The 10,386-nt window shown below is 72.5% G+C and carries 13 protein-coding genes; 11 read left to right on the plus strand and 2 right to left on the minus strand.

Translation table 11 applies throughout. The features are described from left to right. Positions 1-22: 22 nt before the first annotated feature. The 4 genes from VIW71_RS05670 to VIW71_RS05685 are packed head-to-tail and all read left to right on the plus strand — an operon-like array spanning position 23 to position 3,033. Positions 23-946 carry an NAD-dependent epimerase/dehydratase family protein gene (locus tag VIW71_RS05670; RefSeq protein ID WP_331620855.1) on the plus strand — a complete coding sequence of 308 codons (924 nt, stop codon included), beginning with the start codon at positions 23-25 and terminating at the stop codon, positions 944-946. A 13-nt stretch (positions 947-959) separates the two neighbouring features. Continuing rightward, entirely contained in the window at positions 960-1,391 is a 432-nt protein-coding gene (locus tag VIW71_RS05675) for a nuclear transport factor 2 family protein (RefSeq protein ID WP_331620856.1), read from the plus strand. An 8-nt stretch (positions 1,392-1,399) separates the two neighbouring features. Further along, a complete protein-coding gene (gene pheA / locus VIW71_RS05680; protein ID WP_331620857.1) occupies positions 1,400-2,281 on the plus strand; it encodes a prephenate dehydratase in 882 nt (293 codons plus the stop codon). A gap of 50 nt (positions 2,282-2,331) precedes the next feature. After that, a complete protein-coding gene (locus VIW71_RS05685; RefSeq protein ID WP_331620858.1) occupies positions 2,332-3,033 on the plus strand; it encodes an FMN-dependent NADH-azoreductase in 702 nt (233 codons plus the stop codon). Between the two features lie 35 nt (positions 3,034-3,068). On the opposite strand, the gene VIW71_RS05690 is transcribed toward VIW71_RS05685, so the two are convergent. Beyond that, positions 3,069-3,398, minus strand: coding sequence for a winged helix-turn-helix transcriptional regulator (locus VIW71_RS05690; RefSeq protein WP_331620859.1), 330 nt, complete (start codon positions 3,396-3,398; stop codon positions 3,069-3,071). A 170-nt stretch (positions 3,399-3,568) separates the two neighbouring features. Between VIW71_RS05690 and VIW71_RS05695 the strand changes: the two genes are divergently transcribed. The 7 genes from VIW71_RS05695 to VIW71_RS05725 all read left to right on the plus strand — a co-directional run bounded on the left by VIW71_RS05695 (position 3,569) and on the right by VIW71_RS05725 (position 9,335). Continuing rightward, positions 3,569-3,796 (plus strand): hypothetical protein, encoded by a 228-nt coding sequence (locus VIW71_RS05695; RefSeq protein ID WP_331620860.1) that lies wholly within the window; start codon positions 3,569-3,571, stop codon positions 3,794-3,796. Between the two features lie 127 nt (positions 3,797-3,923). After that, the gene (locus VIW71_RS05700) at positions 3,924-4,853 is read left to right on the plus strand and encodes an alcohol dehydrogenase catalytic domain-containing protein (RefSeq protein WP_331620861.1); all 930 of its coding nucleotides are present in this window, start codon (positions 3,924-3,926) and stop codon (positions 4,851-4,853) included. Positions 4,854-4,966: 113 nt separating this feature from the next. After that, positions 4,967-5,989, plus strand: coding sequence for a methyltransferase (locus VIW71_RS05705; protein ID WP_331620862.1), 1,023 nt, complete (start codon positions 4,967-4,969; stop codon positions 5,987-5,989). Positions 5,990-6,133: 144 nt separating this feature from the next. After that, on the plus strand, positions 6,134-6,772 hold the full coding sequence (locus VIW71_RS05710) for a disulfide bond formation protein DsbA (protein ID WP_331620863.1): 639 nt from the start codon (positions 6,134-6,136) through the stop codon (positions 6,770-6,772). 444 nt (positions 6,773-7,216) lie between these two features. Beyond that, entirely contained in the window at positions 7,217-7,705 is a 489-nt protein-coding gene (locus tag VIW71_RS05715; protein WP_331620864.1) for a DUF6153 family protein, read from the plus strand. 211 nt (positions 7,706-7,916) lie between these two features. Further along, complete coding sequence (locus tag VIW71_RS05720) at positions 7,917-8,558, plus strand: DUF305 domain-containing protein (protein ID WP_331620865.1); 642 nt, start codon at positions 7,917-7,919, stop codon at positions 8,556-8,558. A gap of 234 nt (positions 8,559-8,792) precedes the next feature. Next, positions 8,793-9,335, plus strand: coding sequence for a DUF4396 domain-containing protein (locus VIW71_RS05725; RefSeq protein ID WP_414720668.1), 543 nt, complete (start codon positions 8,793-8,795; stop codon positions 9,333-9,335). A gap of 277 nt (positions 9,336-9,612) precedes the next feature. On the opposite strand, the gene VIW71_RS05730 is transcribed toward VIW71_RS05725, so the two are convergent. Then, positions 9,613-10,341 (minus strand): class I SAM-dependent methyltransferase, encoded by a 729-nt coding sequence (locus tag VIW71_RS05730; protein WP_331620871.1) that lies wholly within the window; start codon positions 10,339-10,341, stop codon positions 9,613-9,615. Positions 10,342-10,386 lie beyond the last annotated feature (45 nt).

The raw sequence follows: 10,386 nt of genomic DNA on the forward strand, positions 1-10,386 counted from the left end.
CCAGCACGGGAGGAGACAGCACGTGAGAGGCAAGAAGATCCTGGTCACCGGCGGCACCGGACAGGTCGCCGGACCTGTGGCGAAGGCGCTGGCGGACGGCAACGAGGTATGGGCGCTGGGCCGTTTCGGCACACCCGGCGCCGAGGAGGCGCTGACCCGGCACGGCATCACCACCTTCCGCTGGGACATGGCCGACACCGGCCCGGAGTCCTTACGCGGGCTGCCCACCGACTTCACCCATGTCTTCCACTCCGCCGTGCAGCGCGGCGAGGACGGCGACTTCAACACCGCCACCGAGGTCAACGTCGTCGCCGCCGGCCGCCTGATGACCCACTGCCGCACCGCGGAGGCGTTCCTGTACGTCTCGACGGGCGCGCTGTACGCGCGGCAGACGCTTGACCACGCGTACACCGAGTCCGACCCGGTGGACGGGGTCGCCGACTGGCTGCCGGTCTATCCGGTGGTCAAGATCGCCGCCGAGGGGGCGGTCCGCGCCTACGCACAGACCCTCGGCCTGCCGACGATCATCGCGCGCCTCAACATCGCCTACGGGCCGGGTGGTTACGGCGGGGTGCCGATGCTGTACTTCAAGCGGATGCTGGCCGGCGAGCCGATCCCGGTCCCCGTCGAGGGCCAGAACTGGTGCTCGCTGCTCTACACCGACGACCTGGTCGAGCAGGTGCCCCGGCTGTGGGAGGCCGCCTCGGTGCCCGCCACCCTCACCAACTGGGGCGGCGACGAGCCGGTGGGCATCACCGACTGCGTCCGGTACCTGGAGGAGCTGACCGGGGTCACCGCGAAGCTGGTGCCCAGCGAGGTGACCCGGGAGACGTACCAGTTCGACCCGGCGCTGCGCCGCAAGCTCACCGGTCCCTGCAAGGTCGGCTGGCGCGAGGGCATCCGCCGCACCGTCGAGTCGATGTATCCCGAGTACGCCAACCGGTGAGGAACCTGCCCCGATGACCCAGCACACAGCCAGTACGGCCGGCACGGCCGGCACCACCGACCTCGACCTGATCCACGCCTCCTACCAGGCCTTCCACTCGCGGGACGTGGAGGGGCTGCTGGCCACGCTGTCCGAGGACGTCGAATGGGTCCACCCCGAGGGGATGCGCGCCTACGGGCTCGGCGGCACGAAGCACGGCCACGCCGGCGTCAGGGAGTTCCTGGCCCAGGTGGCGACCGTCCTGGGCGGGATGAAACTGCGTCCCCTGGAGTTCGTGCAGGCCGCTGACCGGGTGGTGGTCTTCGGCGTACGGGACGTCACCTCCAGGTCGGGGCACACCGAGACGCTGCAGTTCGTGCACTCCTGGACACTGCGCGACGGCAAGGCCGTACGCATGGAGGACATCTTCGACACGGTCGTCTTCCACCGTCTCATCGAGAGCTGACCCGGGCCATGACCTACGCCTGTCTGGGGCCGGAGGGCACCTTCACGCAGGCCGCCCTGCGGCGCATGCCGACGCTGGCCCCGGACATGCCCCACAGGCCGTTCCCCACGGTCCGCGCGGCGCTGGAAGCGGTGCGCCGCGGGGACTGCGGGGCCGCGGTCGTCCCGCTGGAGAACTCCGTGAAGGGTGTCGTGCCGGCCACCATGGACCGGCTGGTCTCCGCGCGGCTGCACATCAACGCCGAGGTCACGATGCCGGTGACCTTCGCGTTGATGGCTCCGGCCGGGTCGGCCCGCGAGCGGATCACCCGGGTGCTCAGCCATCCGCACGCGCTCGGGCAGTGCCGGACCTGGCTGGCCCGGCACCTGCCGGACGCGTACGCCGTGCCGGCCGACTCCACCGCGGCGGCGGCCCGCGAGGTGGCCGACGCCGGCGCGGAGGGCGTCGCCGCGATCGCCGCGCCCCTCGCGGCCGAACTGTACGGCCTGGAGATCCTGGCCACCGACATCGGCGAGCACGCGTCGGCGGTCACCCGGTTCGTCGCGGTGTCCCAGGGCTGGCTGCCACCGGCCCGCGCCGGGAGGGAGCGCACCTCACTGGTGGTGTCGCTGCGCGGCGAGGGGCCGGGCCAACTGGTTTCCGTGCTCACCGAGTTCAGCTCCCGCGGCATCGAGCTGAGCTGGATCCAGTCCTGGCCGACGGGCGACCGGCTGGGCAACTACCGCTTCTTCATCGACATCGACGGGCACATCGAGAACCCGTCGGTGCGCGAGGCGATCGCGGCCCTGGCCGGGCTGGGTGCCCGCGCCCGCTTCATGGGCAGCTATCCGCGATGGGCCACCGCCGCGATCGCCGGACCCCGGCCCCAGGCGGTCGGCGTGGCCGCCTGACCACCCGCCCTGTGCCCCGGCACTCCACCCACCCGCTCACGGAGAGACCCATGCCTTCCCTGCTGCACATCGACTCCAGCCCGCGCCCCGACTCGGTGACCCGCCGGGTCACCGCGGAGTTCGCCGCGTCCTGGCGCGCGGCGCACCCGGACGACGCCCCGTACACGTACCGCGACCTCGCCGCCGCGCCGGTGCCGCACATCGACGCCGATCAGGTCGCGATCATGCACCGCCTGGAGAGCACCGGGGTGCGCGACCTCGGCGTGGCCCGGGACGCGGCCGGCACGCCCGAGGAGAAGGCGAGCTGGGCGGTGGCGTGGGAGCTGATCGACGAGGTGCTGGCCGCCGACACGGTCGTCCTCGGGGTGCCCATGCACAACTTCTCGGTGCCCTCGACGTTCAAGGCGTGGTTCGACCGGCTGGTGATCCCGCCGCTGGTGGTGGACCCCGGGACCGGCATGGGCCCGCTGTCCGGGAAGAAGGTCGTCGTGATCACGGCGCGGGGCGGCGCGTACGGCCCCGGCGCTCCGCGCCACGGGTTCGACTTCCAGGAGCCCCACCTCAGGGCCGCCTTCGGCATGGTGGGTTTCGCCGACGACCTCACCTTCCTCAACTCCGAGCTGACCAAGTCCGCTCATGTGCCCAGGCTCGCCGGGTTCAAGGAGATGGCCGCGGCCTCCCTCACGGCCGCGCTCGACAGCGCCCGTGACCTCGCCGGGGCCACGGGGGACCGGCCCGGGGCCGACCGGTGACGGGCCCGGCCGCCGCCCGCGCGGCCGGCGGGGCGTCACTTGGCGTCGTAGATGCGGCGGGAGACGCTGACGTACTCGCGGTGCCGCTCGGCCCACCGGATGAGCGTGCTGACCTCGGTGGACAGGGTCTTGCCCACGGGGGTCAGCTCGTAGGAGACCTGGGGCGGCGTCGTGGGCGCCACGGTACGCAGCACCAGGCCGTCGCGTTCGAGGCTGCGCAGGGTCAGCGTGAGCATCCGCTGGGAGATGCCGTCGATGGCGCGGCGCAACTCGGAGTAGCGGCGCGGACCGCCGCCGAGGATCGCCATCAGCAGGACACTCCATTTGTCGCCCACCCGGTCGAGCACGTCACGTAATTCGCACATCGGCTGATCCGCACTGATCCGGTCGGGAACATCAATGTGCGTAGCGGTCTTTGAAGTGCCTTCTTCTGTCATCTGTGAAGCATCACTCAGAATTCCCCCGAGAACAAGAAGTGCCCAGCGCACTGTTGGTGCGCTGGTATTCGGTCCCGCGAGCCCTGCCGAGGAGTTTCATGGCGTTCGATCCGACCGCACTGACGCCGCGGAAGGGGCCGCGGCCGAGGACGACCGGTCCGGGGATTCCGTACGACCGGCCGGAGGACTTCCCCCCTCCGGAGATCCGGGCGCAAGGGCCGGAATTCCCGGACCCCGTCGTGATGCTCCACGCGCCGCGCGACGCCGAGGAACTCGATGAGGCCACCGCCGTCAGGCGCGCCTCGTACGAGCGGGCCGTCGCCTGATCGGCAGCCGCGTACCGGCGCGCGCCGCGGGCGCGGGGTACGCCACCGGCCCGGCGGCGGTCGTCCGCCGGAACCGCCGACACCTGACACCTGACACCTGACACCACCGAGAAAGCGAGTACCTTCCATGCGCGCAGTGACCATTGACGACTTCGGGGCGACCCCCACGGTGACGGAGGTGGCCCAGCCGACTCCGGGGCCGGGCGAGATCCTGGTCCGGGTCCGCGCCGCGTCGCTCAACGGCTTCGACGGAGCGGTCGTCTACGGCTTCCTGAAGGACATGCTGGAGCACAAGTTCCCGATCACGCTCGGCAAGGACTTCGCCGGCACGGTCGAGGCCGTCGGCGAGGGTGTGGAGCGCGCCGCCGGTGAGAAGGTGTTCGGCGTCGTGATGAAGCCGGTCGTCTCGGACGGCTCCTTCGGCGAGTACGTCGTGGTGGGTGAGGGGTACGGCATCGCCGCCATCCCCGAGGGCGTGGACTTCGCGCAGGCCGGTGCGCTGGGCCTGGCCGGAACGGCCGCGGCCGGAGTGATCGACGCGATCGCCCCGGCGGAGGGTGAGACGGTGCTCGTCGCGGGGGCGACCGGTGGTGTCGGCGCGTACGCGATCCAGCTCGCCGCCGCTGCCGGAGCCACGGTCATCGCCACCGCCAAGCCCGGCGAGGAGACCGACTTCGTCCTCGGCCTCGGCGCGGCGCACGCCGTCGACTGGACCGGGGACCTGGCCGCGCAGGTGCGCGCCATCGCGCCGGAGGGCGTGACGAGCGCGGTGCACCTGGCCGGCGACCCCGCGCAGGTGGCCGAGCTGGTGGCCGCCGGCGGCCGGCTCGCCTCCACGCTCGGTTTCGGCCCGGAGCACGCCGAGGGCCTGGACCTCACGGTGACGTCCGTGATGGCCAACCCGGACGCCGCCACCCTGGAGCGGCTCGCCACCGCGGTCGCCGCCGGTACGGTGCGGGTGCCGATCGCGGGCACGTACGCGCTCGACGCGGTGGCCGAGGCCTTCGGTGCCTTCGGAGCCGGCACCCTCGGCAAGATCGCCGTCACGGTCGGCTGAGCCCGCCCGACCCCACGGCGGCCGGCCCGCAGCGGCCGGCCGCCCGTTCGATCGCTTCCGTCCCGTGCAGCCCGAGAACACCGCCGTTCACCGGACACCGTTGGGAGACTTCCATGGAAGAAGCACGACCGCCGATCGACCGGATGTTTGAGATCGTCACCAGCTACTGGATATCCCGCGCGGTCTACGCCGGTACGGCGCTGGGACTGCCGGATCTGGTGGCCGGTGGCCCGAAGACCGCGACCGAGCTCGCGGAGCTGACGGGCAGTGACCCCCGGGCCCTGGCCCGGCTGCTGCGCGCGCTGGCCGGCGTCGGCCTCTTCCGGGCGGACGAGCAGGGGCGGTACGCGGCCACGGATCTCGGTGACACACTGCGGGCGGAGGTGCCCGGCTCGCTGGCCTCCTTCGTCCTGATGGAACTCGGCGAGGCGCACCACAGCGCCTGGGGTGAGATCGTCCACGCGGTGCAATCGGGCCAGCCGGCCTTCGACAAGGCGGTCGGCAAGAAGATCTGGGAGTTCTTCGAGACGACTCCGGTGATGGCGGCGCACCTGGGCAAGGCGATGGGCGGTCTCACCGCGATGGTCGCCGAAGCGGTGCTGGACGTGTACGACTTCAGCCCGTACCGGAAGATCGTCGATGTCGGCGGGGGCGAGGGCGCGTTCCTCGGCTCGATCCTGGCCTCCCATCCCGCCGGGCGGGGCGTGGTGTTCGACCTGCCGCCCACCGTCGACAAGGGGCGCCCCGCGATCGCCGGGGCGGGCCTGGCGGACCGGTGCGAGCTGGTCGGCGGCGACTTCTTCCAGTCAGTCCCCGACGGCGGTGACCTGTACCTCATGAAGTGGGTGCTGCACGACTGGAACGACGAGTCGTGCGTCGAGATCCTCACCAACTGCCGCAAGGCGATGCGCGACGACGCGCGGCTGCTGGTCGTCGAGACGATCGTCCCGGACGGGGACGACTTCTCGCCCAGCAAGATCATCGACCTGAACATGATGGTGCTCACCACCGGTCAGGAGCGGACCGCCGGCGAGTTCCGGGCGCTGCTGTCGGCCGCGGGGTTCACCGTGACCCGGATGCTGCCCACCCAGTCGCCCAGCAGTGTCATCGAGGCCGCTCCCGTGCCGCTCGGCTGACCCGCGCGACCCGCTGTCCGCCCCCGCCCGTCTCCGTCCGCTCCTGACTGCACCTGTCCGCCCCCGTCCGCCCAGCTGCCCGCCCCAGCTGCCCGCCGGCCCCGTACCGCGGCGCCCGGCGGGCAGCCGACCCCGAGGAGAGACATGTCCGACATCGCAAGGACCCCGGTCGACTTCTGGTTCGACCCGCTGTGTCCGTGGACCTGGATGACGTCCCGGTGGGCGGTGGAGGTCGAGACGCTGCGCCCCATCGAGATCCGCTGGCACGTGATGAGCCTCGCCATCCTCAACGAGGGCAAGCTCGACCAGATCCCCGAGGAGTTCCACGAACTGCTCGGTCCCAAGGGCTGGCGGCCGGTGCGGGTCGTGGTCGCCGCCCAGCAGAAGTTCGGCAACGAGGCGGCCGGAAGGCTCTACACCGAGCTGGGCACCCGCTTCCACCCCGGAGGCCGGGGCCCGGACCTGGACGTGATCGCGGACGCCCTCGCGGCAGCCGGGCTGCCGGCCGAGCTGATCGATCACGCCGACGCGGACACGTACGACGCCGAAGTGCGCGCCTCCCACCAGGAGGGCATGGACAGGGCGGGCGAGGAGGCGGGTACGCCCGTGATCGCGGTGCCCGGTCCGGACGGCGAGCAGGTCGCATTCTTCGGGCCGATCGTGACCCCGATCCCGCGGGGCGATGCCGCGGCCCGCCTCTGGGACGGCACGGTGCTCGTCGCCTCCGTCCCCGGCTTCGCGGAGATCAAGCGCAGCCGCACCGGGGGTCCCGTCTTCGACTGAGCGCGTACGGTCCGAGTGCCGGGTTCCGAGTGGGCGCCACCGACCCCGCCCATCAGGGAGGTCAGCCGGCTTCGTGACGGGTGCCGGCCGGGCGAACACCGGCCTGCGGGCCGGTGTTCGTCGGCTTCCCGCCCGGCACCGACCTGCTCCTCCGACCGGCCGAACCCCGCAGAACCTCCGACCGCACGTACCGGCCGAACCCCGCAAGACCTCCGACCAGCACGTACCACCCGCGGCCCCGGCATTGCTCCTCGACCCGAAGGTCGGTCACGCGACCAGGACGGTCTCACGGCTCTTCGCCGAGGCGGACCCCTGCGATCCGGTGCCGACTGCCAAGCGGCTGGGCAACCCTGCCCGGGACAAAGCCGGAATCCCGGACGCGGCCGGCCCGGTACGGACCCCCGTCCCACGGGCGGGGGAAAGCGGTGTGTCTACGATGTCCCTGTGATCGAGACTGCCGCCGCCCGCCCGCGCACTGTGAGGCGCGGGCGAGTGGTGCTCGTCCTCGCCGTACTCCTCGGAGTGCTGGGCATGCACGGTCTGGCCTCCCCTTCCGCGTCGGCGGAGCCGGGCGGCATGACCGCGGGCCACCACAGCGCGGCGGCGCACGCGGATGCGTACGCGCCCCACCATGGCTCCGCCCACCACCAGGAACACCTCAACCGGGACCACGACGGGCACCACCGCGACCGGCACCACCGCGACGGGGACTGCGCGCAGCCCTGCGGCGACGGCTTGAACGGCGGGCACCTCGATCACGCCGACAGCACCTGTGCGGCCGGAGGCGTCAGCGGCTCGTACTCCCCGCCGGCCCTGCTCGACAACGGCGTTACGGTGCCGCGTCCGATCGCCGCCCCCGGGCGGTCCGTACCGGGCGGGATGGCGGTCCGGGCACCGCCTGATCTGGCCGAACTGCAACTCCTGCGGATTTAGAGCGGCCCGCGCGGTCGCCTTCGCCGGGCCGGTCGTGCGACCGGGGCCGGGCGGCGGCCGTGCCGCTTTGGTCGGTCTTTCTGCTCGCTTCTTCGGGCGGCCTCGTTCCTCAGCCGCCCACTCCAGGAGCTCGGGCGTCAACCCTCCACCGCAGATCAGACGTTTCCCTCGTACCCGCCCACGACCGGGCGGGCAAAGGAGTTGCAGCACCATGACCACACGCCGTCTCACCGCCGCCCGCCGGGGCGCCGTCGCCGCCGCGACCGTCGCCGCCGCCCTGGTCCTCGCCGCCTGCGGAAGCGATGACTCCGCCGGGCACGCCCACCACGACATGGGCGGTACGTCGTCCGCGTCGGCCACCCAGGGCGGGCACAACGCCCAGGACGTCGCGTTCGCCAGGGACATGATCCCGCACCACCGGCAGGCCGTCGCCATGGCCGACCTCGCCCCCACGCGGGCGGCCTCCCAGGACGTGAAGGCCCTCGCGGCGAAGATCAAGCAGGCCCAGGACCCGGAGATCGCCACCATGTCCGGCTGGCTGGCCGGGTGGGGCGAGAAGGTGCCCTCGCCCGACGCCTCCGGGATGAAGGGTATGGAAGGGATGGATCACTCCGGCCACTCCATGCCCGGGATGATGAGCGAGGCCGACATGGGCACACTGGAAAAGCTCTCCGGCACCGCGTTCGACACCGCGTTCCTGGAGATGATGATCGGCCACCACGAGGGCGCGATCGAGATGGCCAAGGCCGAGCAGACCAAGGGTGCCTCCGGGCCGGCCAAGCAGCTCGCCGCGGCCATCGTCACCGCGCAGTCCGCTGAGATCGCCCAGATGAACCAGATGCTCGGCAAGTAGCCGAGCTCCGCGGTCGGTGGCAGCGGGCCCCGCAGCCACCGACCGCGCACACACCGCGCACACACCGCGCGCTCCCCGCTACGGGGCCACGGTCCCCGGTCAGGTGGCGCGCCACGGGACGGCGGGCGTACGAACCGGCGCCGGCCTCGCACGACCGCGTACCGACGCGACGGAATACCCCTAGGGGGTATACGCTTGAAGGAGGCAGGAATCCTTCCTCGGAAAAGGACCGCCATGAACCAGCCGCACGCACATCACGTACACACCGAAGCACACGACGAGCCGCGCACCGACCTGCACACCGACCCCGACGCCGACCCGCACGCCGGCCACCGGCAGGCGACGGCGAGCTGGCGGATGGCGGCGCAGGCCACACTGCACTGCCTGACCGGCTGCGCCATCGGCGAAGTACTCGGCATGGTCATCGGCACGTCCGCGGGACTGCACGACGCGGGCACCATCACCATCTCCATCGCCTTGGCCTTCGTCTTCGGCTACGCCCTGACGATGCGGCCGGTGCTGCGCGCGGGCCTGGCGCCGCGCAACGCGTTCAAGGTGGCACTGGCTGCCGACACCGTGTCGATCGCCGTCATGGAGCTCATCGACAACACGGTCATGGCCGGCGTGCCCGGCGCGATGGACGCGGGTCTGTCCGCCGGCCTGTTCTGGGGCTCCCTGGCCGGCTCCCTGGTGCTGGCCTTCGTGATCACCCTGCCGGTCAACCGCTGGATGATCGGCCGTGGCAAGGGCCACGCGGTCGTCCACGCCTATCACTGACCGCACCCCGCCCCGGCTCTCCGCCCGCCCCCGGTTCACGCCCCTGCCGCCCGCGCGGGCGGCGGGCACCGGCTCAGGCAGCCTTCGCGCCCATGCGCCACCGGGACCCGCCCCGCAGGGACGCGGGGAACTGCGCGACCAGCCCCAGCGGCCCGCACCCCGACGGCGGGCAGGACGAGCCAGGCGGGTCCCGGTCCGCCCCTGGCCGCGACGGGCCGCCCCGGACAGCCCGCCCGGGCCCGCAACGACTCCGCGGCTGAGCTCCGCGCGCAGCCCCTCACTCCACCCTCCGGGCGAAGAACACGAACTCACGCCCGGGCCGGTCCGGCGCGTCCCGCACCTCCTTCACCGCGTAACCCTGCGCGGTCAGCGCCGCCTCGACCTCGTCGCGCTCACGGAAGCGCAGCGTCGAGTCGGAGGTCAGCGACCGGCCGTCGGAGGCGAAGACCCACGTCCAGCGGAAGGTGACCAGGGGGCCGCTGACATCGGTCACGTCGACCCAGCTCTCCACCGCACCGACGCCGTCAACCTCGGTGACCCGGAAGGACGCCGCGCGGTTCCACTCCTCCCAGGCGCGTCGCGCCGGGTCGCGGGTCTCGAACACGAGGTGCCCGCCGGGCCGCAGCGCCCCGTGGACGCCGCGCAACGTTCCCTCCCAGTCCCGCGGTTCGATGATCTCCTGGGCGACGTTCGCGGTCATCGTGGCGAGATCGACGCGCATCGGGGGCAGCGCCGTCGCGTGGCCGTGAATCCAGCGGACCCGTTCGCCGCCCGGCTTGGCCCGCGCCACATCGAGCGAAGCGCCGGCCGGATCGACGCCGGTCACCTCTAGGCCACGCCCGGCCAGCAGGAGCGCGAACGTACCCGTGCCGCACCCGACGTCCAGCACGCGACGCGCCCCGAGTTCACCGGCGACGGCCGCGTACACGTCGAGGTCGGAACGGTCGGGGTCGAGGGGGTCGTAGAGCGCGGCCAGCCGAGGGTCGTCGAAGGCGTCGTCGATCACGCGCGCCACCGTACGCGGCGGGCGGTACGGCGTACGGCCCGCGCG

The sequence above is a fragment of the Streptomyces sp. genome, from assembly GCF_036524955.1.
In the GTDB taxonomy this organism is placed as follows: domain Bacteria; phylum Actinomycetota; class Actinomycetes; order Streptomycetales; family Streptomycetaceae; genus Actinacidiphila.